Annotated in this window: 23 protein-coding genes and 1 pseudogene; 9 read left to right on the top strand and 15 right to left on the bottom strand. The window is 66.9% G+C overall.

Annotated features, from left to right (window positions below; genetic code table 11):
* Positions 1-103: 103 nt before the first annotated feature.
* Entirely contained in the window at positions 104-361 is a 258-nt protein-coding gene (locus ABL308_11060) for a hypothetical protein (GenBank protein XBQ15492.1), read from the top strand.
* Here the strand turns inward: ABL308_11060 and ABL308_11055 are convergent.
* On the bottom strand, positions 358-1,095 hold the full coding sequence (locus ABL308_11055; GenBank protein XBQ15491.1) for a hypothetical protein: 738 nt from the start codon (positions 1,093-1,095) through the stop codon (positions 358-360). The two genes, ABL308_11060 and ABL308_11055, sit on opposite strands and share 4 nt — an antisense overlap.
* A gap of 152 nt (positions 1,096-1,247) precedes the next feature.
* On the opposite strand from ABL308_11055, the gene ABL308_11050 reads away from it, so the two are divergent.
* From ABL308_11050 to ABL308_11035, 4 genes are all read left to right on the top strand, one after another.
* A complete protein-coding gene (locus ABL308_11050; GenBank protein ID XBQ15490.1) occupies positions 1,248-3,431 on the top strand; it encodes a M3 family metallopeptidase in 2,184 nt (727 codons plus the stop codon).
* 241 nt (positions 3,432-3,672) lie between these two features.
* Complete coding sequence (locus ABL308_11045; protein XBQ15489.1) at positions 3,673-5,952, top strand: heavy metal translocating P-type ATPase; 2,280 nt, start codon at positions 3,673-3,675, stop codon at positions 5,950-5,952.
* A 534-nt stretch (positions 5,953-6,486) separates the two neighbouring features.
* Positions 6,487-7,524, top strand: coding sequence for a dihydroorotase (gene pyrC / locus ABL308_11040; protein ID XBQ15488.1), 1,038 nt, complete (start codon positions 6,487-6,489; stop codon positions 7,522-7,524).
* A 56-nt stretch (positions 7,525-7,580) separates the two neighbouring features.
* A complete protein-coding gene (locus tag ABL308_11035; GenBank protein ID XBQ15487.1) occupies positions 7,581-8,489 on the top strand; it encodes a sterol desaturase family protein in 909 nt (302 codons plus the stop codon).
* On the opposite strand, the gene ABL308_11030 is transcribed toward ABL308_11035, so the two are convergent.
* The 4 genes from ABL308_11030 to ABL308_11015 all read right to left on the bottom strand — a co-directional run bounded on the left by ABL308_11030 (position 8,490) and on the right by ABL308_11015 (position 12,536).
* Entirely contained in the window at positions 8,490-9,092 is a 603-nt protein-coding gene (locus tag ABL308_11030; protein ID XBQ15486.1) for an urea carboxylase-associated family protein, read from the bottom strand.
* A 3-nt stretch (positions 9,093-9,095) separates the two neighbouring features.
* Positions 9,096-9,779: a guanitoxin biosynthesis heme-dependent pre-guanitoxin N-hydroxylase GntA gene (gntA, locus tag ABL308_11025; protein XBQ15485.1), complete on the bottom strand. Its 684-nt coding sequence runs from the start codon at positions 9,777-9,779 to the stop codon at positions 9,096-9,098.
* Between the two features lie 85 nt (positions 9,780-9,864).
* Positions 9,865-11,295, bottom strand: coding sequence for a UdgX family uracil-DNA binding protein (locus ABL308_11020; protein XBQ15484.1), 1,431 nt, complete (start codon positions 11,293-11,295; stop codon positions 9,865-9,867).
* A complete protein-coding gene (locus ABL308_11015; GenBank protein ID XBQ15483.1) occupies positions 11,292-12,536 on the bottom strand; it encodes a putative DNA modification/repair radical SAM protein in 1,245 nt (414 codons plus the stop codon). Before ABL308_11015 ends, ABL308_11020 begins: the two co-directional genes overlap by 4 nt.
* 139 nt (positions 12,537-12,675) lie before the next feature.
* On the opposite strand from ABL308_11015, the gene ABL308_11010 reads away from it, so the two are divergent.
* The 3 genes from ABL308_11010 to ABL308_11000 all read left to right on the top strand — a co-directional run bounded on the left by ABL308_11010 (position 12,676) and on the right by ABL308_11000 (position 13,886).
* A complete protein-coding gene (locus ABL308_11010) occupies positions 12,676-13,143 on the top strand; it encodes a DUF4126 family protein (GenBank protein ID XBQ15482.1) in 468 nt (155 codons plus the stop codon).
* A gap of 75 nt (positions 13,144-13,218) precedes the next feature.
* Entirely contained in the window at positions 13,219-13,473 is a 255-nt protein-coding gene (locus tag ABL308_11005) for an Arc family DNA-binding protein (GenBank protein XBQ15481.1), read from the top strand.
* Positions 13,470-13,886 carry a PIN domain-containing protein gene (locus ABL308_11000; protein ID XBQ15480.1) on the top strand — a complete coding sequence of 139 codons (417 nt, stop codon included), beginning with the start codon at positions 13,470-13,472 and terminating at the stop codon, positions 13,884-13,886. Before ABL308_11005 ends, ABL308_11000 begins: the two co-directional genes overlap by 4 nt.
* A 4-nt stretch (positions 13,887-13,890) precedes the next feature.
* On the opposite strand, the gene ABL308_10995 is transcribed toward ABL308_11000, so the two are convergent.
* The 9 genes from ABL308_10995 to ABL308_10955 form a co-directional block, all read right to left on the bottom strand.
* Complete coding sequence (locus ABL308_10995; protein XBQ15479.1) at positions 13,891-14,100, bottom strand: SlyX family protein; 210 nt, start codon at positions 14,098-14,100, stop codon at positions 13,891-13,893.
* 19 nt (positions 14,101-14,119) lie between these two features.
* Positions 14,120-14,359: a type II toxin-antitoxin system VapC family toxin gene (locus ABL308_10990; protein ID XBQ15478.1), complete on the bottom strand. Its 240-nt coding sequence runs from the start codon at positions 14,357-14,359 to the stop codon at positions 14,120-14,122.
* The gene (locus tag ABL308_10985) at positions 14,360-14,509 is read right to left on the bottom strand and encodes a hypothetical protein (protein ID XBQ15477.1); all 150 of its coding nucleotides are present in this window, start codon (positions 14,507-14,509) and stop codon (positions 14,360-14,362) included.
* The gene (locus ABL308_10980) at positions 14,506-14,739 is read right to left on the bottom strand and encodes a hypothetical protein (GenBank protein ID XBQ15476.1); all 234 of its coding nucleotides are present in this window, start codon (positions 14,737-14,739) and stop codon (positions 14,506-14,508) included. The genes ABL308_10985 and ABL308_10980 overlap by 4 nt, the downstream gene beginning before the upstream one ends.
* A gap of 109 nt (positions 14,740-14,848) precedes the next feature.
* Entirely contained in the window at positions 14,849-15,772 is a 924-nt protein-coding gene (locus ABL308_10975; GenBank protein XBQ15475.1) for a restriction endonuclease, read from the bottom strand.
* Between the two features lie 5 nt (positions 15,773-15,777).
* Positions 15,778-17,346 (bottom strand): glutamine-hydrolyzing GMP synthase, encoded by a 1,569-nt coding sequence (guaA, locus tag ABL308_10970; protein ID XBQ15474.1) that lies wholly within the window; start codon positions 17,344-17,346, stop codon positions 15,778-15,780.
* Positions 17,347-17,444: 98 nt separating this feature from the next.
* Positions 17,445-18,761 carry an RsmB/NOP family class I SAM-dependent RNA methyltransferase gene (locus ABL308_10965; GenBank protein ID XBQ15473.1) on the bottom strand — a complete coding sequence of 439 codons (1,317 nt, stop codon included), beginning with the start codon at positions 18,759-18,761 and terminating at the stop codon, positions 17,445-17,447.
* A gap of 16 nt (positions 18,762-18,777) precedes the next feature.
* Positions 18,778-20,250 (bottom strand): IMP dehydrogenase, encoded by a 1,473-nt coding sequence (gene guaB, locus ABL308_10960; GenBank protein ID XBQ15472.1) that lies wholly within the window; start codon positions 20,248-20,250, stop codon positions 18,778-18,780.
* Between the two features lie 72 nt (positions 20,251-20,322).
* Entirely contained in the window at positions 20,323-21,087 is a 765-nt protein-coding gene (locus ABL308_10955) for a Coq4 family protein (protein ID XBQ15471.1), read from the bottom strand.
* 171 nt (positions 21,088-21,258) lie between these two features.
* Here ABL308_10955 and ABL308_10950 point away from each other — a divergent pair.
* Positions 21,259-21,519, top strand: a pseudogene (locus ABL308_10950) (SH3 domain-containing protein).
* Between the two features lie 313 nt (positions 21,520-21,832).
* Here the strand turns inward: ABL308_10950 and ABL308_10945 are convergent.
* A complete protein-coding gene (locus tag ABL308_10945; GenBank protein ID XBQ15470.1) occupies positions 21,833-24,775 on the bottom strand; it encodes a TonB-dependent receptor in 2,943 nt (980 codons plus the stop codon).
* Positions 24,776-25,062: the final 287 nt, after the last annotated feature.

Genomic DNA, 25,062 nt, shown 5'->3' with positions numbered 1-25,062 from the left:
CTCCCTCGTTATGCAAACGACCATAGAGCGACTCTGCGCCGCGGGGCCATCGTGTTCGCCACAGGCTTTCGCGCGACTAGATTGGACGGTCACGGAGGCCCTCATGCCCGACCTCATCCGCTTCCTCATCCGTCATGCGCTGATCGGCGCGGCGATCGGCGTGGCGTTCACCGCGCTGCTGCTGGTCTTCGACGTGGGAAACATCCGCACGATGACCGAAGGCACGGCCACGGGGACCGGGGTGCGGCTGCTGACGGTGTTCTTCATCGGCTCGACGTTCGCGAGCGCGCAGATGGGGATCGCGGTGATGTTTCCGCCCAGCCGCAAGGACGATCCCACCGCGCCGCCCGACGAGGATTAGTCGCCGAAAGCGGGGTCGGGGACCATCGGGGGCAGCCGGTCGCGCATCCCGTCGGCGGCAGACAGATTGCGGGCGGGCGGGGCCAGGGTCTGCGCGCCGTTCGCGCCCTCGAACCGGCCCCCGCTCGCCCAGATGCTCACAAAGCCCAGCCCGGCGAGGCGGGACTGTTCGAACGCGGCGACCTGCTCGACCGCCTGCGGGTCGAGGCCGGCGTAATCGAACGCGCCTCCGGCCTCGCCGCACGCCTCCAGCGCGTCCCGGCCGAGCCCCTGCGCGCAGGCCAGGCTTCGCAGGGCGCCGCCGGACGCTGCAGGCTCGGGCCAGACGAAAGCGCCAGCCTCAGGCGCGCGCTCGGCCGCCGGGTCCGCGCCGGTCGTGGCGAGCACTTGCGGCGCTTCTGATGAGACAGGCGCGGGCGGAACGGCGTCGGGCGCGGCTTCAGGTGCGGCAGCGGCTGTCACGGGCGGCGTGTCGGGCCGCGCCTGCGCGACCGGCGGCGGGGGTATTTCAACGGGGCGCGGCGCGGCGGCCGGCTCGGGCTGCGCGTCGATCACCGGCTCGACGAAGACGACCGAGACCGGCTCGGCGGCGGGCGGGCGTACCGAGTGCGGCGTCGTGGCGAGGACGAGAAACACTGCGGCCAGAACGACATGCGCCAGGCACGCGCCGAGAAGGCCCAGCGCGCGGGGGCCGAACCTGAAGCTGCCGTGGATGGTGATCGCCGCGGCGGTCATGCGGCCTCCGCTTTCAGGCGCTGCGCCTGTAGCGCTTCACACTGCACCGCGCTCAACCCACATTCATGACGGAAAGGTTACTTTTCGCCAAGTTCGCGCGCGCGGTATGAACGCGCCATCGCATTCAGACGATCTTTCAAGAGGTAAGACCTATGCGCAAGTTTCTGCTCGCAGCGGCCGGGGCCGCCGCGCTGACCGGAGGCGTGGCCTCCGCCGCCCTCGCCGTTCAGGCCCAGGCCGCCGAGGCCGCCCAGGCCGAAGCCCAAAGCGCCAACCCGCTGCTGGCCGAATGGACCGGCCCCTATGGCGGCGTTCCGGCGTTCGACCAGATGGACCTTCAGTATCTCGAGCCCGCGCTCGAGGAAGGCATGGCGCGCTACCGCGCCGAGATCGACGCGATCGCGACCAATCCCGACGCGCCGACGTTTGAAAACACCATCGTCGAGCTCGAGCGCGCCGGCGAGGATCTGGGCCGTGTGTTCACCTATTACGGCATCTGGTCGTCGAACCTCTCCTCGCCGGAATTCCGTGAGATCCAGGGCCGCATGGCGCCGCGGATCAGCGCGTTCTATTCCGAGATCAACCAGAACAAGGACCTGTTCGCCCGCGTGCGCGCCGTGCATGAGAGCGACGAAGTCGAGACCCTGCGCCCCGACCAGCAGCGCCTCGTGCAGCTGACCTATGACGGGTTCGCCCGCAACGGCGCGACTCTCGAAGGCGAGGCCGCCGAGCGCTACGCCGAGATCCAGTCGCGCCTGGCCGAGCTGCACACCCAGTTCTCCAACAACGTGCTGGCCGACGAAGAAAACTACGTCACCTGGCTCAGCGAAGACCAGCTCTCCGGCCTGCCCGAGAGGCTTGTCAGCGCTGCGGCCGCAGCCGCCGCCGAGCGCGGGCGCGAGGGCGAGTACGCGATCCTCAACACCCGCTCCTCGATGGATCCGTTCCTGACCTATTCCGACGAGCGCGAGCTGCGCAAAGACGTCTGGGAGACCTACTATTCGCGCGGCGACAACGCCGACGAGTTCGACAACAACGCGGTGATCGCCGAGATCCTCAATCTGCGCGACGAGCGGGTCGAGCTTCTGGGCTACGACAACTACGCCCAGTGGCGGCTTGAAGACCGCATGGCCGGCACGCCCGAGCGCGCGCTGGAGCTGATGGAGACGGTCTGGCCGGCCGCCATCGCCCGGGTCGAGGAAGAGGTCGAGATGATGACCGCCCTGGCCGCCCGGGAAGGCCATGACATCGACCAGATCATGCCCTGGGACTACCGCTACTACATGGAGAAGGTCCGCCAGGCCGAGTACGACCTCAACTCCGAGGAAGTGAAGCAGTACTTCAATATCGAGAACCTGCGCGAGGCGATGTTCTTCGTCTCCGGCGAGCTGTTCGGCTTCGCCTTCGAGGAGATCACCGACGGCTCGGTCCCGGTCTTCCACGCGGACGTGCGCGTCTGGGACGTGACCGATCGTGAGACCGGCGAGCATATCGGCCTGTGGTATCTCGATCCCTTCGCCCGTCCGGGCAAGCGCTCGGGCGCCTGGGCGACCAGCTATCGCGGTCACACGACGTTCGACGGCCAGGAAACCGTGCTGAGCTCGAACAACTCGAACTTCATCAAGGGTGCGCCCGGCGAGCCGGTCCTGATCAGCTTCTCCGACGCGACGACCTTCTTCCATGAGATGGGGCACGCCCTTCACGCCCTCGCCTCGAACGTCGCCTACCCGACGCTGAACGGCGGGGTGCGCGACTACACCGAGTTCCAGAGCCAGCTTCTCGAGCGCTGGGTGCTCACCGACGAGGTGATCGAGAACTATCTGCGCCACGCCGAAACCGGCGAGCCGATGCCCGACGAGCTGGTGCAAAAGATCCGCGCCGCCTCGACCTTCAACCAGGGCTTCGCGACGACCGAATATCTGGCGAGCGCGCTGGTGGACATGTACTACCACACCACCGATCCCGAAGGCATCGATCCCGACGCCTTCGAACGCGAGACGCTGGAGCGGCTGGGCATGCCCGAAGAGCTGCCCATGCGTCACCGCAGCCCGCATTTCGGCCATATCTTCTCCGGCGAAGGCTATTCGGCGGGCTATTACGGCTACATGTGGGCCGACGTTCTGACCTCGGACGCGGCGGAAGCCTTCGCCGAGGCGCCGGGCGGGTTCTACGACGCCGATCTGGCCGCGCGCATGGTCGAGCACCTGTTCGCCCCGCGCAACGCGGTCGACCCGGCCGAGGCCTACCGCAATTTCCGCGGCCGCGACGCCACCGTCGAGCCGCTGATGCGCGACCGCGGCTTCCCGGTCCCCGGTGAAGAGACCGAGACCGATTAAGACCAAGGCCTCAAGGCGTAACGAGCGGGCGGCGCAGCGATGCGCCGCCCGTTTTTCGTTCGCCCCCTCCCCACGTCATTCCCGCGAACGCGGGAACCCAGCGATCGAATCGCGATGGCGAGGCAGAACTGGGTCCCCGCGTTCGCGGGTGCGACGATAAAGGGTACGGATCGTTATTTCTTCCCTGACCCCGGCGTTTGGCCGCATGGCCCCATCGCCGCTCCTGATGCATTCAATCCCCATGGCCGACGATCACAGCACCTCTCCCCGCCCCGCCCGCATCGCTCTGGATGTGACCGGCATGACCTGCGGGGGGTGTGCGCGCCGGGTGGAGACGGCGCTGAGCGCCGCGCCGGGCGTGATCGAGGCGAACGTGAATTTCGCTGCCCGGCGGGCCGATCTGCTGGTGGAGCCGGGAACCGAGGCCTCCACCGTCATCGAAGCGCTGAAACAGGCCGGCTATGACGGCGCGCCGGTGAAAGGCTTCGCCGAGCGCGCCCAGGCGGCCCACGACGCGGACGCCCACGGCGCCCACGATCACGGCGAAGTCTCGCGCGGCCAGCTCTGGCTCGCCGGTTTGCTGACCCTGCCGATCTTCCTGATCGAGATGGGCGGGCACCTCGTCCCGGCGCTTCACGCGGTGACGATGGAGGGGCCGGGGCGGACGACCCTGAACTGGGTTTTCCTGGTGCTGGCCGGGATCGTGCAGTTCGGGCCGGGCCGGATCTTCTACCGCCACGGCCTGCCTGCGCTGCTGCGCGTCGCGCCGGAGATGAATACGCTCGTCATGCTCGGCACCAGCGCCGCTTACGGCTATTCGGCGCTGGCCACGATCGCGCCGGGGCTGTTTCCCGAGGGTCAGGCGCATGTCTATTTCGAAGCCAGCGCCATGGTGGTGACGCTGATCCTGCTGGGCCGGTTTCTGGAGGCGCGCGCTCGCGGCCGCACCGGCGACGCCATCCGCAAGCTTCTGTCGCTGCAGGCGAAGACTGCCCGCGTGCGGCGCGGCGACAAGGTGGTCGAACTCGCCGTCGAGGACGTGCTTCCCGGCGACGTGATCGAGATCCGGCCCGGCGAGCGCGTTCCGGTGGACGGGCGCGTCACCGCAGGCCGGTCTTATGTCGACGAGAGCATGCTGACCGGCGAACCGGTTCCGGCGGAAAAGACCCAGAGCGACACCGTCACCGGCGGCACGGTCAACGGGACCGGCGTGCTGGACATGGAGGCGACCGCGGTGGGCGCGGATACGGTGCTCGCACGCATCGTCGCCATGGTGGAGGAAGCCCAGGGAGCCAAGCTGCCGATTCAGCAGCTGGTCGACCGGGTCACGAGCGTTTTCGTGCCGGTGGTGATCGCGCTGGCGGTCCTGACCTTCGCGGTCTGGCTGATTGTAAGCGGCGCGGTCTCGCTGGCGCTGGTCGCCTCGGTCTCGGTGCTGATCATCGCATGTCCCTGCGCGATGGGACTCGCCACGCCGGTCTCGATCATGACCGGCACGGGCCGGGCGGCGGAGTTGGGCGTTCTGTTCCGGCGCGGCGACGCGCTTCAGACGCTGGCCCGGGTGAAGACGATCGCCTTCGACAAGACCGGCACGCTGACGCAAGGCAAGCCCGCCCTCACCGATCTTCACGCCCTCGGCATGGACGAGGACGCCGCTCTCGCCCTCGCCGCAGCGCTGGAGGCGCGGTCCGAACACCCGATCGCCAGGGCCGTCGTCGACGCGGCGGCGAACAAGTCCCTGACCGTGCCCGAGGCGACCGAGTTCACTGCAGAAACCGGTTACGGCGTCTCCGGGACGGTGGAAGGCCGCACCGCCGCGACCGGCGCGGCGCGTTACATGGACAAGCTCGGCGTGGACGTCGCGAACTTCGCCGAGCGCGCCGAAAAGCTGGCGCAGGAGGGCCGCGCCCCGCTCTTCCTCGCCGTCGACGGGAAACCCGCCGCCCTTCTCGCCGTCTCCGATCCGATCAAGCCCGGCGCGCGCGCCGCGATCGACGCCCTTCACGCGCTGGGGCTTCAGACCGCGATGATCACGGGCGACGCGCAATCCCCTGCAGATTCGGTGGCCGCCGAGTTGGGCGTGGACCGGGTCCGCGCCGAAACCCTGCCCGCCGACAAGGCCGAGGAGATCAAGGCGCTCAGGGCCGCAGCCGGCCCGGCCGCCTTCGCCGGGGACGGGGTGAACGACGCGCCCGCCCTCGCCGAAGCCGATGTCGGCATCGCGATGGGCGCCGGCACCGACATCGCCATCGAAGCCGCAGACGTGGTGCTGAGTTCGGACGATCTGAGCCGGGTCGCCGACGCGGCGGCCCTTTCGCGCGCCACGCTTTCAAACATCAAGCAGAACCTCGTCTGGGCGTTTGGCTACAACGTGGTTCTGATCCCCGTCGCGATGGGCGCGCTCGTCCCGTTCGGCGGCCCGCTTCTGAGCCCCGTGCTCGCCGGCGCCGCCATGGCCGCATCCAGCGTCTGCGTCGTGCTCAATGCGCTGCGGTTGAGACGGTTCAAGGCTGCGGGCTGAGCGCAGGCCTTCCCGCCCACGTTCTCCAGTCGCGCTTCCGCCCTCCCTCCCCTTGAGGGGAGGGAGGGATGAGGAGGCCGACGCGCCATGAGCCGAAGCAGACGACCCCGGCGCCCCGTCGATTCATGGCGGCCCTTTTCGCAAGCGCCGGGGCGGGTCAAGGTCGCGCTCTTCGAGCGCGCCGCGAAGCGGTCGCCAGCCCAGCTGGCGAACCTTGACGCGCCCCGACCGCCTTGCGGGACCTTCCAGCATGGATTGACGGGGAAGGTTTGACCGAAGCCTTCTTGTTTTCAGGAGTTTGCGCCCTCCCTCCCCTTGAGGGGAGGGTCGGGGTGGGGTGGAGCCGCAGGCGGAGCTTCTGAAAGGACGCGCCCCCACCCCGGCCCTCCCCCGGAGGGGGAGGGAGAGAAGTGGGCCCCGACGCGCGCTTCCTAGAACCTCAGCGCACGAAGCCCCCCCTGCGGCGCCCGGCCCCGCTGCCAAACCCGGCGAAACCGGTTAAACACCGCCCGACACCCCTCGCCGGAGCCTTTGATGACCGAGACCCTGACGATCCGCCGTCCCGACGACTGGCACGTGCACCTGCGCGACGGCGAGATGCTGAAGCTCGTCGCGCCCTACACCGCGCGCCAGTTCCGACGGGCGATCGTCATGCCCAACCTGGTCCCGCCGATCACCACGGTGAAGCAGGCTTCTGAATACCGCGACCGGATCCGCGCGGCCGCCAGCGCCACCCCTGATTTCGAGCCGCTGATGACGGCCTATCTCACCGATACGATCGACGCGGGCGAGCTTGCGCGCGGTCACGCCGAGGGCGTGTTCACCGCGGCCAAGCTCTACCCTGCCGGCGCGACGACGAACTCGGCGAGCGGGGTGACCAATGTCGAGAACGTCTACCCGGTCTTCGAGACCATGGCCGAGATCGGCATGCCGCTCCTGATCCACGGCGAGGTGGTCAGCCCCGACATCGACATCTTCGACCGGGAAAAAGTCTTCATCGACCGGATTCTGTCGAAGATCGTTCAGACTTTCCCCACGCTGAAGATCGTGCTCGAGCACATCACCACCGAAGACAGCGTTCAGTTCGTGTCCGGCGCGCCGGACACCGTTGCGGCCACCATCACCGCCCATCACCTGCGCATCGACCGTAACGACATGCTGGTGGGCGGGATAAGGCCGCACATGTACTGCCTGCCGGTGGCCAAGCGCGCCAGGCACAAGCACGCGCTCAGGCAGATCATCACCACCGGCAGCGAGAAATTCTTCCTCGGCACCGACACCGCGCCCCATGAGCGCCACGCCAAGGAAAGCGCCTGCGGCTGCGCGGGCATCTTCTCCGCGCCGACCGCGCTTGAAAGCTATGCGCAGACCTTCGAGGAGATGGATGCGCTGGACAAGCTGGAAGGCTTTGCGAGCCTTCACGGGCCGCGCTTCTACGGCCTGCCGCTCAATGAAGGGACCGTGACGCTGAAGCGCTCCGGCCAGAACGTCCCCGCCATGATCGACGAAGGCGGGCTCGCCGTGACGCCGTTTCACGCCGGCGAACGGCTGAACTGGACGATGATCAGCTAGCTCGGTCTTGAACTCATGCATCGCCGCCCGCATGCTGGCCGCTGCAGGAGGCGCGCATGCTTGAAACCGTGCTTGAGACGCTCGGCGGACCGAACGGCGTCTGGTGGTTGGCCGGAGGCTATTTCTCGCTGGTGCTGGGCGAACGCGTCTGGGCGGCGATCAGCGGCGCGCGATACGACAATGCCGACGCGCTGTGCTCGATCGGGCTCAACCTGATGAACTCGGTGCTCGGCATCGTGCTCGCCGGGCTTCTGCCGCTGGCGTTCTACATCGTGATCTACGAGCACGCCCGGATCTTCACCCTCGACAGCCTGTGGCTCGCCATCCCGCTCGCCTTCGTCATTCATGAGCTGGCCTATTACGCCGAACACCGGATGTCGCACCGCGTCGGACTGCTGTGGGCGTTTCACGCGATCCATCACTCCTCGAACGAGTTCAACCACACCACGGCGGCGCGCGGCTTTTTCCTGGACGGCAAGCTGCAGGGCCTGTTCGGCCTTGTCGCCGCGCTGATCGGCGTCGGTCCGGTAGTGTACTTCGCGGTCATGGCGCTGAAGTCGATTTACGGCGTCTGGAACCATGCCAGCTATGTCGGTCATCTGGGCTGGATGGAGCGCGTGTTCGCCACGCCGCGGATCCACAAGGTCCATCACGCCAACCAGCCGCGCTATATCGACAAGAACTACTCCCAGGTGCTGAGCGTTTGGGACCGCATCTTCAAAAGCTTCGAGCCCTATGACGACGCCGAGCCGCCGGTCGTGGGCCTGGTCGAGCCGGTGCACGACAACAATCCGCTGACCGCGCAGTTCGCCGGATTCCGGCAGCTCTGGGCGAAGATGAAGACCGCAGACCGGCTCACCGACCGGCTCGCCTATCTCGTCATGCCGCCCGAATGGAGCCATGACGGCGTGTGCCGAGGCGTCTGTCCGAAATACGCCGCCCCCGCCCTGCCGCCTGCGGAGTGATCACTCCGCGGCGAGGGCGCTCTCTTCTGCGATCTCCCAGTCGATCGGCGTGCAATCGCCATTGTTCGAGCCGTCCGCCGAGCAGGCGGTGAGGCCGATGACGAGGTCGGTCGCGGCCCTGAGCCTGATCGACTGGCCGGGCTTTGATTTCGGCGGCAGCACCGAGCAGGCGCCGGTGTCGGGGTCGTAGGCGACGTTCATGAAGACGTTGAAGGCGATGGGGATCTGGTCGGGTCCCACACCATAGGGCGCCAGCGCGGACTCCAGATTGCCCTGGCAGCCGGGCAGGATCGGATGATCGTCGTAGAGCCGCTCGAAGGTCGCCTTCGAGCACGGCGTCAGGGTGAAATCGTGCCGGCCCACCTCGTCCTCGATGATTTCCAGCATCGGGTTGGAGCGGTTGGAATAAAGCGTGTCGCCGGTGGTGAGGAACATCCGCTCGGCGAAGTCGATCGACCGGCCGGAGCTAAGATACTCGCGCGTATCGTCCGCGGCGAACGCGACGAGATCGGCGACCTGCTCGCCCTCGGGATCGGTGACGGTCAGAACCGCGCCTTTCGGCAGGCGGAAGGCGGTCCCCGAACGGGCGGGAATGCGCGGCATGGATCAGCTCCCGGTGTTTCTGGTCGCTTCGGTTTTCGGATCGAAGGGCGCGGTCCAGTCCTCGCCCACGGCGCGGCCCGAGTACTGGGCGGCCTCGCTGCCCTCGCCGAAATCGGCCAGCATGGGATTGATCGAGCCGGTTCCGGCCTCCTCGCGCTCGCGGATGATCTGCTTCATCTGCTCGTAGCGGCCGTCAGCCCGCAGCGCCTCGAACTGGCGGTGCGCGTTCAGCGCCATGGCCGGAAAGCCCAGCCGCCGCGCAGGCCGCGAGGCGGCCGGATGAAGCCCCACCACGAAAAAGGGCTCCCCGCGCAGCGATAGCGAGAACTGCGCCGAGCCCGGATCGTCCGACACGTCCTTCGCCCAGGGCTCGCCTGCGGCGACGTCCATGTTGCGCAGCGCCTGGAGCCGGTTCCACAGCGCGGCCTCGAACCCGACCTCGTCGAGCCCGTCCGGACCGTCGAACAGCACCACCAGCGTCTGAAGCTGGGGGCCGTCACGGTCGAGTTCTTCGATGAAGGCGCCGATCGCGGCGCGGATATCGACATCGTGGCGCGCCCGGTCGAGCGCGCCGGCCTCGATCACCCTGAGCTGGTCCTGCGACAGGGCCGCCCTGGCGCCGACGCAGGGAAAGTCGTCCGAAGTCAGAAAGGCCTCGAAGGCCGCCCGCCGGTCTGGTCTGGTCAAATGAAAGCTCCGCACTCCGCCGCCCCGCCCGGGGCGATGAAACGCAGCGGCTGGCGCGGCGGTTGCCCGCCGCGCTGTGGTCGCCTCACGCCGCGAGCAGCGCCCTCGCCTTGGTCAGATCGTCGACGAACCGCGCCTCCTCTTCGGCGCGTCGCGCGGGGTCGGGCAGGCGCAAGAGATAGGAGGGGTGGACGGTGATCAGCGCCGGCTTGCCGTTCAGATCGAGGATTTCGCCGCGAAGCTCTGAAACTTTTACGCTTTTACCAAAGAGCCCGCGCGCCGCGCTGGCGCCGAGCGCGATCGTCACTTCAGGGTCGACCAGATCACGCTCGAGATCGAGCCACCAGCGGCAATGATCGATCTCGCCCGAGGTGGGGCGCTGATGGATGCGCCGCTTGCCGCGCCGTTCGTACTTGAAGTGCTTGACCGCGTTCGTCAGGTAAGCCGCTGATCGATCGAGCCCCGCCGCTTCCAGAGATCGATCGAGCATCTGGCCGGCCGGGCCGACGAAGGGCCGGCCTTCGATGTCTTCCCGGTCGCCGGGCTGTTCGCCGACGATCATCAGCCGGGCGTCAGCCGGCCCCTCCCCGAACACGGTCTGGGACGCGCAGGCGTGAAGCGGGCAGCGTTGACAGCGCGCGGCGGCGCGGCGCACGTCGTCGAGCGTCTCCAGGGTCGGGCCGGCGCGGTCGCCGGGCCTGCGTGCAGCCAGCGTCGAGGCGAGCGGGTTGGGCTGAGAGGGCGCGGCTTCCTGCATGCCGCGGGCGCGCGCTTCGGCCGAGGCGATCATCTGCGGGATGAGCGCGGCTTCGGGCAGGTTCTTCCAGTATTTCTTCGGCATCTCCGCGGTCATCGCGGACACCTTCAGCCGGGCGGGATTGAAGATCGACTGGAAGTACGTCTTCCACTGATCCTCCACTGCGTCCTCGGCCGGTACGTCGCTGCGCGTGCCCGGCGGGCCGAAACGCAGCGCCTCTCCGTCCCAGCGCGCCGTGCCGTCGGGGGTGACGATCACCCAGTCCATGCCGGTGAAACGGCGCATGAAGAAGGGCGCGGCGAGCTGCACGATGCGATGTTCAGGCTCGAACCAGGCGGCGAAGCGCTCGCGCCCGGTCTCGCTCAGCCCGGCGGCCTTGAAGCGCACGAAGGCGTGCATCTTGTGAAGGTCGCGCCCGATCGCCTTGTTGACCCGGGCGAGCCAGACGGCGTCCGCGTCGGTCGGGTCGTCCAGAAGGTGCGGCCGGTCCTGCAGCTTGACCACAAGCGCGTAGAGCCGGGCGAAACGCTCGGGATCGCGGTGGTGGGCGGCCTTGCGCGCCATGTCGATGAAGCGGTTCGAGGCGCGGATCTTCCCCGCCGGAGCCTCTGGCGGCGGGGCGCCGGCCAGAAGGCTCGCCGGAGCGGACGGCGTACGCCAGACCACGTCCGCGGGCGCCGCGCCGGTGAGGCACAGCGATCGCGCGGCTGCGCGCCAGCCTTCGAAATCGGTCTCGGAGGCGAGCGGGATCTCGATCACGCGAAGAGCTCGCCCTGTTTGGGCGGCGGCGCGAAGCGGGCCCGCAGATCGGCCGCGTCAAGCGTCCGGCCGGGGCTGTAATCAGCCGCTGTGACGAAGGGCAGGACCGGCTTCATCGAGCGGACGATGGAGGACAGCCCGTCCAGCCGCAGCCGCCCGTGCCGGCGCGCGGCGATGATCCGGTCCACCGATTTGGGCCCCAGCCCCGGCACGCGCAGCAGGGTCTCGCGGTCGGCGCGATTGACGTCGAGCGGGAACAGCGCCCGGTTCGCCAGCGCCCAGGCGAGCTTGGGATCGATGTCGAGATCGAGCATGCCGTCTTTGGTGGCGCCGGCGACCTCCTCGGCGTCGAAGCCGTAAAACCGCACCATCCAGTCGGCTTGGTAGAGCCGGTGCTCGCGCATCAGCGGCGGCTTGACCGGCGGCAGGGCGGACGAGGCGTCCGGGATCGGGCTGTAGGCGGAGAAGTACACCCGCTTCAGCCGGTAAGACGCATAGAGATCGGCGCTTTTGCGGATGATGCCGACATCGGTGGTCGTGTCCGCACCCACGATCATCTGGGTGGACTGCCCGCCCGGCGCGAAGCGTTTCGGCTGCGCCTTGCGGCGCTTTTCCGCGCGCTCGCCCTCGAAGGTGTCGATGCGCGCGCGCACGTCGGCCATCGCCTTGCGGATGGTCGTCTCGGTCTTTTCGGGCGCGTACTGTCTGAGGCTCGTTTCGCTGGGCAGCTCGATATTCACGCTCAGCCGGTCGGCGTAGCGGCCGGCCTGTTCGATCAGTTCGGGATCGGCTTCGGCGATGGTCTTAAGATGGATATAGCCGCGAAAGCCGTGATCCTCGCGCAAGCAGCGGGCAACCTCGGTCAGCTGCTCCATCGTATAGTCCGGCGAGCGGATGATCCCTGAGGACAGGAACAGGCCCTCGATATAGTTCCGCTTGTAGAAATCGAGCACCAGCCGGACGACTTCGTCCGGGGTGAAGCGCGCCCGCTCGACGTTCGAACTCGACCGGTTGATGCAGTACCGGCAGTCGAAAATGCAGAAATTGGTCAGAAGGATCTTCAGAAGCGAGATGCAGCGCCCGTCCGGCGCATAGGCGTGGCAGATGCCCATGCCCTCGGTCGACCCGATCCCGCCCGTGCCCAGCGAATGACGCTTGCTCGTCCCCGACGAGGCGCAGGAGGCGTCGTATTTCGCCGCGTCCGCGAGGATGGAGAGCTTCTGGATGAGGGTCTTGGCCATGAGGGATCGTCCGCACGCTGCGCGTGGAACAAAACTAGTACAAACAGGGCGGAGGTCAAAGCGGGAGGCTGCGAGCGGGCGGTGCGGCGCATCGTCCTGCGGCGCCTACGCGTTGGGAGAGGCTGAAAGGATCGCCGCCATGCTTCTGCTCATCGCCCTCGGGCTCGGTTTCGCCAGCGGGCTTCGCACCTTCACGCCGCTCGCCGTGTTCAGCGGATTTGTGGTGTTCACCGGACTGACGCTGCAGGCGGGATTCGCCTGGCTGGGCTCGATCTGGGCGTTCCTGGTGCTCGCCCTGCTCGCGCTGGCCGAGTTCGCCGGCGACAAGGCGGCGACCGCCCCGCCGCGCACCAGCAGGCTCGCCCTCGGCGCTCGGCTGATCGCCGGCGCCGCGGTCGGGACCCTGGCGGCCTCCTTCGCCGGCGCGGGCCTGTTCGGCGCGGTGCTCGGCGCGCTCGGCGCCTTTGCCGGCGCCCACGCCGGTCAGGCCGCCCGCAGCCGGATGAGCGCGAGGATCGGAGGAAACAGGATCGCCGGCGCGGTCGAGGACGCGGTGACGGTGCTGCTGTCGGCGGGGCTGGTCTACGCGCTGATCGCGGCGGTTTAATCGCCCGGCGGATTGCGCATTGCTATCAATTTTGTATTTTGATAGCACCGCTATCGTTATCCAGGGCACGCAATCATGGCCGCCGTGACCATCCGCAACCTGCCTGAAGAGGTCCGCCGCGCGCTGAAGCTCCGCGCCGCGAAGAATAATCGCAGCGCGGAAGCGGAGATGCGCGCCATTCTCGAGGCTGCGGTCAAACCCGAGGGCCGGGTCAGGCTGGGCGCCGCGCTCGCGGCCCTGAGCCGTGAGGCCGGGCTTTCCAACGCCGACGTGGAGGCGCTGGAGAAAGATAAGCAGCGCCGCCCTGCAGAGCCGCTGCGCTTCGAATGATCCTGCTCGACACGAACGTGGTGTCCGAAGCGATGAAGCCGGACCCCGCCCCGCAGGTGCGCAACTGGCTCGACGCCCAAGCCGCCGAAACGCTGTTCATCTCGTCGGTGACCGTGGCCGAGCTGAGCTTCGGGATCGCGGCCTTGCCCGACGGACAGCGCAAGGCGGCGCTCGGCGCCGTGCTGGAAGGCGTGCTGGCCCTGTTCGAGCCGCGCACGCTGGCCTTCGGCGTGGACGCGGCGCGCCATTATGGGGCGCTGGCGGCGCGAGCCAGAGCGGCCGGCGCCGGTTTTCCTGTACCGGACGGTTATATCGCGGCGATCGCCGCCGCGCGCGGGTTCGCTGTTGCAAGCCGGGACGCCACGGCGTTCGCGGCGGCGAGGCTCGACGTGATCGACCCCTGGCGCGGGTGACCGCTCAATAATGCGGCGGCTTTTCCACCGGCGTCTGCGGCAGACCGGCTTCGAGCTCGGCGATGCGCGCGTCGGACGCCAGAAGCCGGGCTTTCAGCCGCTCGATATCCTTCTGCTGCAGCGCCAGCGCCTCGGACAGATCCTCAATCACCTGGTCCTGCTGAGCGACATGCATTTCAAGACGGTCGAGACGGTCGAGACGGTCGGTGGTCATGGGGCGGATTCCTGAAGGCTCAAATGATTTCGACGCGGACGCTCGCGCCGGGCGCGTCCGCAAGCTTCGCATCGCGCGTCCAGAGCGGCACGTCCAGCGCTTCGGCCAGCGCGAAATAGGCCGCGTCATAGGCGGTGAGATTGTCGCGGAGCTGCCAGATGCGCTCGCGAAGCGGCGCGTGGGAGAAGCGCTCTATGCGTAGGTCGTCGAGGGTCTGAAACCCGCGTTCGACACGCTGCCGGTCGCCGCCGTGGCGCACCTACCGGCGCATCACCTGGACGACTTCGAGGTCCAGAAGCTCGGGGGCGGCGAGCGCCCCGCCCTCGGCCTCGATGCGGTCGCTCAGCGCCTCGCCGTCCGCCGGATTGATCATGAGCGCGACCGCCAGCGAGGCGTCGATCACGATCACCGGCTGTCACGCTCTTCGCGGATCATCGCCACGATCTCATCACTCGTGATGTCCAGCGGCTCCATCTGCGCCCGGCGGCGCTTGATCGACGCCCAGTCCGGGCGCTGCAGCTCACGCTCGATCATCCGCTTGAGATACTCGCTCATGCTCATCCCTTCGGACGCCGCCCGCGCCTTCAGCGCACGGTGCGTCTCGTCAGGGACCTCGCGGATCTGGATTTGCTTGTTCATGTGCTGAACATGTTTTCATGTGGGGCGGGTGTCTACGTGCAACAAGACGCTCCGGCTAGCTACGTGGGCACGCATTCTGAAACAGTCGACGGAAACGTAACGAAGTAATTTAGCCTAGCCCGGAATCCCAAAGCGCGAGCAAGCTTTCCACTTCTTGCCTCTCAGCGGTGGTTGGAGACCGCAGTGCGAATTGCGCCATTCCGCACATAAAGGTCCGAAACTTGACATACGCATCGTCTTCCCAAGTCTCTCCATCCCGAAGCGCATTCTGCACCCCAAACATCTTCCGCATCCAGATTGTAGGATTTTTCAAATCAGGAATATCTTCCCACCCATCAATCTCTCCTTTGCGGAGATCGCGCTGCTCCATCACACGATCACACCTACCTTTACATACAAAATGCACAGCTCGATTATGTGACTTCCCGGTGTCGTCATCATATTTGACATAGACGACATAAATTCCAGCGGACCGCTCATTTAACAGATCATTTCTACACACTTCACACTCAAGGTTAAATTTTTCATGAAATATCTTTGCCGGCTCGGGGTTTTCGCGCGCCCATGACGCGTACGACCTTGGGAAATACCTCTGAGCGACAAATTGAGACTTGGCGTCTGACAGGCAAATTCGCTCGATTTGTGCTGGAGCGAGAATTTGCGTTGGGATTTTCAACGCGTCTAACCGTTCCTCAAGTGAACTAGAAGGATTTGAGCTGTAGAAGCCGATAAATCCATCGCAACCGTGCTGCTCAACCCTTTCTCGAATATCAGCCTCGTGAGCAACCCCGACTGCCCTATTCGAGTGAGCAAAATGTTTACAGCTTACGAGCCACTTTATTCTCGTTACACCAGAAACACCTCCGCGCGCCTCTACAACAATTAAATCTTTGCCACCATCAGCCCCGCGGCTAACACCACGTTCGATACTATAACCAAGCGCAGCGAGAACCTCTTGTGCAAATTCCTCGAACTCGTCGTTGGAGTGCTCTTTGGCTGTGGGTGACGGTATTTCTTTGAAGTCTAGGATCATGCCCCCTACTCCCACTCGATCGTGCCCGGCGGCTTGCTGGTCACGTCGTAGACGACCCGGTTCACGCCGCGCACTTCGTTGATGATGCGGGTCGCGACGCGGCCGAGGAAGTCGTGGTCGAAGGGGAAGTAGTCTGCGGTCATGCCGTCGGTGGAGGTCACGGCGCGCAGGGCCAGCACGTTGTCGTAGGTGCGCGCATCGCCCATCACGCCGACGGTCTGCACGGGCAGAAGCACGGCGAAGGCCTGCCAGATGGAGTCGTAGAGGCCAGCCTTTTTGATCTCCTCGATATAGATCGCGTCGGCCTTCCTCAGCACGTCCGCCTTCTCCTTGCTGACCGCGCCGGGAATGCGGATGGCCAGGCCCGGCCCCGGGAAAGGGTGGCGGCCGACGAAAGCGTCGGGCAGGCCGAGCTCGCGGCCCAGCGCCCTCACCTCGTCCTTGAAAAGCTCGCGCAGGGGCTCGACGAGCTTCATGTTCATGCGCTCGGGCAGGCCGCCGACATTGTGGTGGGACTTGATCGTCACCGAAGGGCCGCCGTCGAAGGAGACGGATTCGATCACGTCGGGGTAGAGCGTACCCTGGGCCAGGAAGTCCGCGCCGCCGACAGATCTGGCGTGCTCCTCGAAGACGTCGATGAAGAGCTTTCCGATGGTCTTGCGCTTGGTCTCAGGGTCTGTTTCGCCGGCGAGCGCGGTGAGGAAGCGCTCCTCCTCGTCGGCGTGCACCAGCGGGATGTTGTAATGCTCGCGGAACAGGGTGACGACCTGCTCGGCCTCGCCTGCGCGCATGAGGCCCGTGTCCACGAACACGCAGGTCAGCTGGTCGCCGATCGCCTCGTGGATCAGCACCGCGGCGACCGAGCTGTCCACCCCGCCCGAAAGCCCGCAGATCACCTTGCCCGAGCCGACCTGCTCGCGGATCTTCGCGATCGCCTCCTCCTTGAAGGCGGCCATCGTCCAGTCGCCCTTCATCCCCGCGATCTCGTGGGTGAAGTTTCTGAGGATCAGCGCGCCGCGCGGCGTGTTCACGACCTCGGGGTGGAACTGAACGCCGTAAAAGCGCCGGGCCTCGTCGGCGATGGCGGCGAAGGGGGCGTGCGTGGTCGCCGCGATCGGGTGGAAGCCCTGCGGGATCGCGTTCACCCGGTCGCCATGGCTCATCCAGACCCGCTCGAGATGGCCGACAGAGCCCAGCCCGTCGAACAGCGGGCTGTCGGCGGTGATCTCGATATCGGCGCGGCCGAACTCGCGCTCCTCGGCGGCCTCGACGCTGCCGCCCAGCTGGGCGCACATGGTCTGCTCGCCATAGCAGATGCCCAGCACCGGCACGCCCAGCTCGAAGACTTTCTGCGCGGCGCGCGGGGTGCCTTCGCCGTGCACGCTCGCCGGCCCGCCGGACAGGATAACCGCCCTGGGCGCGAACCTGTCCAGAAACGCGTCGTCGACCCGGTTGAAGGGGTGAACCTCGCAATAGACCCCGCTTTCGCGAAGCCGGCGGGCGATGAGCTGGGTGACCTGACTGCCGAAGTCGATCACCAGCGCTTTTTCATGATGGGCGGGAATCTCGGTCATGATCAGCGCATAGCGCGGATCAGGCGTTTTGCGAAGCCGGTTCCAGCCGTCCCTGCGCCTTCAGATCAGCATGCAGCGCCCGGACTGCGAGCACGCCCCTACCCCGCCTTCTCCAGCACGCACACGTAAAATCCGTCCGTGCCGGTCCGGAGCGGGGTGAGCTGGATCGCGCCCCAGCGGCCTTCCAGAGCGGCGAGGCGTTCTTTCGCGCCTTGGGCGAGGCGGCCGGATGCGGCGATCGCCTCGCTGGCGGGCACAGGGGTGAAGTCGGTGCGGCCTTCGAGGAAGGCGCTGACGCGCTCCTCGTTCTCCTCGGGCAGGACCGAGCATGTCACGTAGACCATGCGCCCGCCGGGTTTGACGTAGACGGAGGCTTTTTCCAGCACCTCGTCCTGTTCGGCCATGCGGCGTTTCAGAGCTTCAGACTTCAGCTTCCACTTGCTGTCCGGCCGGCGCCGCCAGGTGCCCGAGCCGGTGCAGGGCGCGTCGATGAACACGAGATCCATCGATCCTGCGAGATCGCCCAGCGTCTCGGCCTCCTTGCCGTCACGGACCTGCACGTTGCGTGCGCCCGAGCGCTGAAGGCGCGGCCAGATCGCCTTCAGCCGCCGTCCGTCCACGTCCCAGGCGTAGACCTGGCCTGAATTGTCCATCAGGGCGGAGAGCGCCAGCGTCTTGCCGCCGGCCCCGGCGCAATAGTCGAGCACCTGCTTGCCGGCCGCATCGCCGGCGGCGAGCGCGGCGATCTGAGAGCCCAGATCCTGCACCTCGATCCAGCCTTTTCCATAAGCGGGAATGGCTTCCGCGCCGGGCGCCTTGGCGCGCGGGTCGGTCTCGGGGATGCGCAGCGCGCCGGTGACGAGATCGCTCTCCTCGACGGCGGCAAGCTTCGAGCGGACTTCCTTGAGCGCGCGGGCGTAGTCGGTCTTCAGCGTGTTCACGCGCAGATCGACCGGCGCGCGCCCGGCCATGGCGAGGCCTTCGGCGGCGGCTTCCGCGCCGAAGGCCTTCTTGAAGGCGAGCTCGAGCCATTCGGGAATTTCCGCGGCGACATGCAGCGGCGCCTCGCCGTCGCCCGACCGGATCAGCCCGCCGCGTTCGGCCGCGGTCAGGGGTTCGGGCGCGTGATCGTCGCCCTCGAACATTGCGGCGATCTCGTCCGCGCTCATCCCCCAGGCGACGTGCAGCGCGCCCAGCGCCAGCGCGCGCGGATCGTCGGAGGCCATGGCGTCGCGGATCGAGGCCCGGCGGCGCAGCGCGTCCAGCACCAGGCCGGAAATCCAGGCGCGGTCCTTCGAGCCTGCGAAGCGGCGCTGCTTGCCCCAGTCGCGCAGCGCCTCCTTCACCGGCTGGTGACGGTTCAGCACGAGGTCGAGCACCTCGATCGCACCGGCGACGCGTGCGCCTTCCTTCATGGGTCTTCTTTCCCGCCTAGTTCGGCGTGGGGTAGTTCGGCGCCTCGCGGGTGATCGCCACGTCGTGGACATGGCTTTCGCGCAGGCCCGCATTGGTGATCCGCACGAAAGTCGCCTTGTCCTGGAACTCGGGGATGGATTTCGCCCCGGTGTATCCCATCGCGGCGCGCAGCCCGCCGACCATCTGGTGCAGGATCGGGCCGATCGGGCCTTTATAGGGCACCTGGCCCTCGATGCCTTCTGGCACCAGCTTCATCCGGTCGGTGACTTCCTTCTGGAAATACCGGTCCGCCGAGCCGCGCGCCATGGCGCCGACGCTGCCCATGCCGCGATACGCCTTGTAGGAGCGGCCCTGATAAAGGAAGACCTCGCCGGGCGCTTCTTCAGTACCCGCAAGCATCGAGCCCATCATCACGCAGTCCGCGCCCGCCGCGATCGCCTTGGCCATGTCGCCGGAATACTTGATGCCGCCGTCGGCGATGATCGCGCCGTTAAAGCCCTCCTTGGCGCGCGCGCATTCCATGATGGCGGTCAGCTGGGGCACGCCCACGCCCGCCACGATCCGGGTGGTGCAGATCGAGCCCGGCCCGATGCCCACCTTCACCGTGTCCGCGCCCGCGTCGAACAGCGCGCGCGCGCCGTCGTAAGTGGCGACGTTGCCGGCGACGACCTGGGTGGCGTTGGAGGCCTTCTTGATGCGGCGGACCTGTTCGAGCACGCTCGCGCTCATGCCGTGGGCGGTGTCGATGACGACGACGTCGACGCCGGCGTCCATAAGCGCCTCGGCGCGCTCATAGCCCGCATCGCCCACCGTGGTGGCCGCCGCCACGCGCAGCCGGCCCTGATCGTCCTTGGCCGCGTTGGGATGGGCTTCGGCCTTCATCATGTCCTTGACGGTCATCAGGCCCACGCAATGGCCTTCGGAGTCCACCACCAGCAGCCGCTCGATCCGGTGCTTGTGCAGCAGCCGCCGCGCTTCGGCCTGGTTCACGCCGGGCTGGACGGTGACCAGGTTCTCCCGGGTCATCAGCGTGCTGACCGGCTGGCTCAGATCGTCGGCGAAGCGCACGTCGCGGTTGGTGATGATGCCCACCAGCCGCCCCGTGGGGCCGCCGTTCTGCTCGACCACCGGAATGCCGGAGATGCCGTTCGCGTCCATGATCTCCTTGAGGGCGGAGAGCGGCGCGTCCGGACCGATGGTGATCGGATTGACCACCATGCCGCTTTCATAGCGCTTGACCCGGCGGACCTCCTCGGCCTGCTCGGCGATGTCGAGATTGCGGTGGATGACCCCCACGCCGCCGGCCTGGGCCATGGCGATGGCCAGCCGGGACTCCGTGACCGTGTCCATGGCGGCGGACAGGATCGGCAGGTTCAGGGCGATCTGCGGGGTGAGCCGGGTTTTCACGTCGGCGTCGGCTGGCAGCACTTCCGACGAACCGGGCTGCAAGAGCACGTCGTCGAAGGTGAGCCCCTCAGTGATCTGCATCGGGCGGGCCTCCTTCTCTCTTGCGGGGCCGCTTTAGCAGGATTCAGGAACGGGGCAAGAGGGCCGGGCGGTTCACGCCGCCTTCGCGGTCACCGGTTCGGGGCCGGTCCAGGCTTCGCGGGTGGCGATGTAGAGTTCCGGGCGGCCCAGATCGAGCCGCTTGCGGGCGTCGTCCAGCTTCAGGGGCAGAAGCTCGAGAAGATCGAGGGAGGCGAAGGTTTTCGCGCCGCGCGACAGGGCCACCGCCTCGTTCATCATCTTACCCACCGGCCAGGACGGGATCTCCGCGCGGATCCTGAGGCCGGCCATCGCGCCCAAGAGCCGCGAACCGCGCGAGCCGGTCTGGCAGCCGGTGAAAACCAGCAACAGCGCCTCGCCCAGCGGATCGCGGCCGTATCCGGTCAGCACGTGATAGAGATCGTGGGTGAGCGCCATCATGTAGGTCAGCGCGTACATGTGCGGGTAGCGCTCCTGCAGGGTCGCCATGTCCTGCGGCGCCTGGGCCCAGTGGGCGTCATGCACGCCCGTCGGGTGCAGCCCTTCGCTGTCGAGATAGTGCAGATACGCCGCCGCGAACGTGCCCTCGCCGTAGCTTTCAAGCGTCTTGCGGTCGGTCAGGACCCGGCCGATGCGCTCATGATCGGCGACGACGGACTGGCCGTAGTCCGAGGCGAAAAAGCGATCGAACCAGTCTTCCTGCGACCGGCCGTTCACCGCTTCGAAGAAGGCGAAGACATAGCGCGTGTCGTCACGGTCCTGCGTCAGCCCGTAAAACGCCTGAAGCGCCTTGAGCGGCCTTACGGGTCGGTAGGGATAGCGCGGCGGGGTCCGGGCCATGGCGGGCCTTGCTTCGTTGCTTCACGGCAAAAAAGTGAACATTGTTCACTAATCGCGTCAAGGGGCGTATCGGTTCCGCGATTTCTCCTCACATGGCGCCACCTTTGGTCACATATGGGCGTATAGCAACCCATAGGAGCATGACGTCTTCCATCCCGGTCTGGAGGCGTCATGCGCGGCGTTCTTGTTCTTTTCTCGCTCATCCTCGCCGCCCCGGCGGCGCTCGCGGCCGACTGTCCGCAGCCTCAGCCCGAAACCACGCGGTTCACCACGACCGAGCTGCGGCTCAGAGCCGCGCCGTCCGAAACCGCGCCGGTCCTCGCGGTTCTGCCGTCCGGGACGCGCGTCGAAACCCAAGAGGCCAGCGAGGACGCGAGCGGAGGCTGGGCGGCGGTGCAGGTTCCCGCGACAGGTCGCTCGGGCCATGTCGCGGCGCGCTATCTCACCCGGACCTGCACGCCGCCGCGCGCCGCACAGCCCGCGCCAAGCGACGATCAGATCGCCGACATCCTGATCCGGCGGAGCATCGCGAACTATCCCGGCGCCTGCCCCTGCCCCTACACCACCGCGCGGAACGGGTCGCGATGCGGCCGCCGGTCGGCCTATTCCAGGCCCGGCGGACACGCCCCGCTCTGCTATCGCAACGACGTCACGCCAGAGATGATCGCGCGCTATCGCGGGCGATAAAAAAAGGCCGGGGAGGTCGCCCTCCCCGGCCCAGTCGGTTTGCAATCGGGGTCGTGGTTTAGAACTCGGCGCTGATCCCGGCGTAGAAGGACCGGCCCTGCACGCCCACCGGCGTCGAGGTCGAGCCGATGTCGGGCAGCTGGTTACCGAGATTGTTCACGCCGGCGTAGAGCTGGATCTCGTCGGTGAAGCCGTAGCGCACCTGGAGATCGTGGGTCCAGCGCTGGTCGAACATGATGTACTCGGGCGCGACGAAATCCGGATCGGCTTCGAGACGCTCGACCGAAACCCGGCGGGTCTCGTCGTACCAGTTGGTGCCGTAGTTCACCGTCCAGCGGTCCATGTTCCAGGTCACGTCCAGCGTGGCCTGCCACTCAGGAGCGCCCGGATCGCCGGCCTGCTCGTCGGGCTCTGCGTCGGGCAGGTCCTGGAAGGTCAGGCTTTCCAGGTGCGAGCCCGCGAGCGTCACCGCGAAGGTGCCGATATCACGCTCGAGCCCGAAATCGGCCGGATCGATCAGGTACCGCGCCGAGAAGTCGACGCCGGACGTGGTGTAGGCGCCCACGTTGACGAAGTACTGGCGGAAGAACTCGATCGTGCCGTCGGCCGGGTTACGTTCGACCAGGTCACAGAACTGGTTGGGACGCGGCAGGTCCACGCACTGTTCGGCGATGGTCTGCGGGTCGACGCTGAGGATCGCGTCGGCCAGTTCGATGTCGTAATAGTCCACCGCGAGCTGCAGACCGTCGATGAAGCTCGGGGTCAGCACCACGCCGTAGGTCACCGTATCGGCGGTCTCCGGCAGCAGATCCGGGTTGCCGCCCACCAGGCCCTCGATCGAAGAGGAGGTGGTGTCGGTGTAGGTGTTCGGATCGAACCCGAGATCGGCCTGGCAGTTCTCGTAGCGCAGGTCAGACCCCGCATCGACGTTGAGCTGGTCGCACGGATCGTCGATGAACGCGAAGGTCTGGGTTTGCGGCAGGAACAGGTTGGTGATGTTCGGCGCGCGGACCGCCTGGGCGACCGTGCCGCGGAACATGACCTGATCGTTGACCCGCCACAGGCCGCCGACCTTCCAGGTGTCGGTCTGACCGGCCGTGGAATAGTCCGACCAGCGATAGGCCGCGTCCACGGTCAGCTCCTGGATGAAGGGCAGATCGACCAGAAGCGGGGCTTCGACCTCGCCGAAGAATTCGGTCACGTCGAACGAACCCGAAGAGTCCGTCCGCTGGCCGATCCAGCTGATGTCCGACCCGATGGCGGCGGACTGCTCTTCGATGTCCGAGGCGAAGGAGCTGGACTCCTCCTCGCGGTATTCCGCGCCGAGCACCCAGGCGATCGGGCCGCCCGGCAGGGAGAAGAAGGTGTCGGTGTCGCCGGACACGAAGGCCTGCACCACGGACTGTTCGATCTCGTCGGAGTAGGACTGGGTGTCGGTGATCCACGCCCGCGCTTCAGCCGAGATGTCCTCGCCGAACACGTCGGCGGGCACGCAGCCCGAGTTCGCGCCCGGGGTGAAGGTCTGGCCGAACACGGCCGGGTCGAGACCGCCCGGCACGGCGGTCGGATCGAGATCCGAACGGCAGACGATCTCGCCGGAGACGGGATCGACAACGGAGTCGATCGCCGCGAAGAAGCGGTCGTTCAGCCGGTCGCCGTAATACTCGGTGTCGGACTGGGTGCGGCCGTAGGTGTAGGACGCCTCGTAATTCACCCCGCCTAGCACGTCGAACGCGCCTTCGATCCCGGCGACGCCGCGGAAGGTGCGCCGTTCGATGTCGGTGCCGGTGTAGCCCAGGTCGAAATTGTCCCGGTTGAGATAGATCGTGCCGCCCGGCGCCGCGTCACGCACGCTCTGCGGCACGAAGGCGACGTCGGTCATGACCGGAATGGCGAAGTCGAAGGTCGGCTGCGCCTGGAAACCGGTATGGGTCTCGACGTATTTCAGCTCGCCGAACAGGGCGTGCCCGCCGCCCAGATCATAGCGCTGGGTGGAGTTGAGCACGAAGCGCTCGTTATCGGGCAGCAGCTCGTCGACGAAGTCGTCCAGACGCGTGCCGGAGCCCCCGATCGTGACGAAACCGCCCGCATAGGTGCCGATGTCCCACACGTCGCCGTCGCCCTCGAATTCGGGGGAGCCGAACGGCGAGAAGGTCACCGTGCCGCCGCGGCCGGTGTCGATATAGCGCGCGTCGCGCACGAAGATGCGGTCGGGCACGTTCGGATCGTCGACGGCGCGATCGTCAGGGTTCTGAACCAGCGTCCAGCGCTTGCCGGCCGAGGTGAAGTCGCGTTCCGAAGCGGCGAGCCCCTGGTCCATCGCGTATTCCGCCGCGAGGGTGAGGTTCAGCTTGCCGTCCAGGAAATCACGGCCGGTGAGCGCGCTGAGGAACAGATTGTCCGCTCCGCCCGCTTCGGTCGTGCCGACCTGAGCGCGGACCTGGTTGCCGACGAAATCGTCGCGCAGCACGAAGTTCACCACGCCGGACACGCCGTCCGCGCCGTAGATCGCCGAGGCGCCGCCGGTGAGCACTTCCACGCGCTCGACCAGGCCGACCGGGATGGTGTTCACGTCGACCGCCGAAGAGCCTTCGGACTGGGCCACGTGACGCCGGCCGTCGACCAGCACCAGGGTGCGCTGGGTGCCGAGGTTGCGCAGGTTCAGAAGGTTCAGGCCCGCCGAACCGGAATTCGCCGTGTCCGCGCTGTCCTGGCTGTCGAACGAGTTCACCAGGGCCGGGAAGTCCTGAAGGAAGTTCGTCAGGTTGGTCGCGCCGGAGTACTCGATGTTCTCCGCGTCGACCGACACGACGGGGTTGGAGGCGGTGAAGTCGTCGCGGACGATCCGCGAACCGGTCACCGAGATGACGTCGGTGACTTCGGGCTGGGCTTCAGTCTGCTCGGCGTCGGCGTCCTGAGCGAAAGCGGCGCCGGAAAGCGCCACGCCGGCCAGACCGGCGAGCATGGTGGTACGTGCGAGGCGGGATCTGAGATCGCGCATACGGGCAGTCTCCTCACGTGTCTTTTTGAAGTGATGAGACGGAACCTGCGCAGGGTTTTCGCGCCGCACAATCGCTCGCGCTGCGCTCGATCGCGCAATCACTGCTGTCGCATTTTCGTGTGTGATAAAACCGTCACGCATTATGGCGCAAATGTGATTATTTAAGTAAAAATAATGACTTGTAATTCATCTATGCGCATCATCATATTTCGACATAGGTTCGTTAATTTGCAAACTCCGCTGCGCTGCGCTGCGGAACGAAGCGTCTTTGTACGGAGAGATTCGAG

The sequence above is a fragment of the Oceanicaulis sp. genome, assembly GCA_040112665.1.
Lineage (GTDB): Bacteria > Pseudomonadota > Alphaproteobacteria > Caulobacterales > Maricaulaceae > Oceanicaulis.
The sequence above is the reverse complement of the archived record's forward strand: the minus strand, read 5'-3'. Positions and strand labels throughout refer to the sequence as shown.

Coding starts and splice junctions, on each gene's coding strand:
- ABL308_10980 (XBQ15476.1), bottom strand. CDS start 14,739: ATGAACAAGCAAATCCAGATCCGCGAGGTCCCTGACGAGACGCACCGT.
- ABL308_10945 (XBQ15470.1), bottom strand. CDS start 24,775: ATGCGCGATCTCAGATCCCGCCTCGCACGTACCACCATGCTCGCCGGT.
- ABL308_10975 (XBQ15475.1), bottom strand. CDS start 15,772: ATGATCCTAGACTTCAAAGAAATACCGTCACCCACAGCCAAAGAGCAC.
- ABL308_10955 (XBQ15471.1), bottom strand. CDS start 21,087: ATGGCCCGGACCCCGCCGCGCTATCCCTACCGACCCGTAAGGCCGCTC.
- ABL308_10965 (XBQ15473.1), bottom strand. CDS start 18,761: ATGAAGGAAGGCGCACGCGTCGCCGGTGCGATCGAGGTGCTCGACCTC.
- ABL308_11035 (XBQ15487.1), top strand. CDS start 7,581: ATGCTTGAAACCGTGCTTGAGACGCTCGGCGGACCGAACGGCGTCTGG.
- ABL308_11000 (XBQ15480.1), top strand. CDS start 13,470: ATGATCCTGCTCGACACGAACGTGGTGTCCGAAGCGATGAAGCCGGAC.
- pyrC (XBQ15488.1), top strand. CDS start 6,487: ATGACCGAGACCCTGACGATCCGCCGTCCCGACGACTGGCACGTGCAC.
- guaA (XBQ15474.1), bottom strand. CDS start 17,346: ATGACCGAGATTCCCGCCCATCATGAAAAAGCGCTGGTGATCGACTTC.
- ABL308_11015 (XBQ15483.1), bottom strand. CDS start 12,536: ATGGCCAAGACCCTCATCCAGAAGCTCTCCATCCTCGCGGACGCGGCG.
- ABL308_10995 (XBQ15479.1), bottom strand. CDS start 14,100: ATGACCACCGACCGTCTCGACCGTCTCGACCGTCTTGAAATGCATGTC.
- ABL308_11050 (XBQ15490.1), top strand. CDS start 1,248: ATGCGCAAGTTTCTGCTCGCAGCGGCCGGGGCCGCCGCGCTGACCGGA.
- ABL308_11045 (XBQ15489.1), top strand. CDS start 3,673: ATGGCCGACGATCACAGCACCTCTCCCCGCCCCGCCCGCATCGCTCTG.
- ABL308_11010 (XBQ15482.1), top strand. CDS start 12,676: ATGCTTCTGCTCATCGCCCTCGGGCTCGGTTTCGCCAGCGGGCTTCGC.
- ABL308_11060 (XBQ15492.1), top strand. CDS start 104: ATGCCCGACCTCATCCGCTTCCTCATCCGTCATGCGCTGATCGGCGCG.
- ABL308_11005 (XBQ15481.1), top strand. CDS start 13,219: ATGGCCGCCGTGACCATCCGCAACCTGCCTGAAGAGGTCCGCCGCGCG.
- ABL308_11055 (XBQ15491.1), bottom strand. CDS start 1,095: ATGACCGCCGCGGCGATCACCATCCACGGCAGCTTCAGGTTCGGCCCC.
- ABL308_11030 (XBQ15486.1), bottom strand. CDS start 9,092: ATGCCGCGCATTCCCGCCCGTTCGGGGACCGCCTTCCGCCTGCCGAAA.
- guaB (XBQ15472.1), bottom strand. CDS start 20,250: ATGCAGATCACTGAGGGGCTCACCTTCGACGACGTGCTCTTGCAGCCC.